We start from the raw sequence: 375 nt of genomic DNA on the forward strand, positions 1-375 counted from the left end.
GTAGGTGTATGTGAAAGCCATATCAGCACAGAAACAGAAGCGCAAGAAAAAGATCCTAAGGCTGTAGCAGCTACTATTGCAGAATATGCAAATGAGAGCTCGAAGAATAAATAATACGGTTCTGAAGTATTAGACTATGTAGAAGATGAAGGCGTGCATCTTCTTGGGGGATACCGATTAATGGCAGAGAATGAGATTGAAAGAATGTACCCCCATTCTCGTATTAACCGTATTTTCGAAGGCACGAACGAAATCAACCGCTTAATCGTACCAGGTACGTTCTTACGTTAAGCGATGAAAGGTGTATTCCCACTTCTTCAAAAAGGGCAAAAATTACAAGAAGAGTTAATGATGATGATGCCTGAAGAAGTAGGG

At 40.5% G+C, this 375-nt stretch carries 1 pseudogene; it reads left to right on the plus strand.

From position 1 onward, the window contains the following. A pseudogene (locus tag JDS96_RS30795) lies at positions 1-375 on the plus strand (acyl-CoA dehydrogenase family protein); the annotation flags it as partial.

It is taken from the genome of Bacillus cereus group sp. N21, from assembly GCF_016483395.1.
Taxonomy (GTDB): Bacteria; Bacillota; Bacilli; order Bacillales; family Bacillaceae_G; genus Bacillus_A; species Bacillus_A pseudomycoides.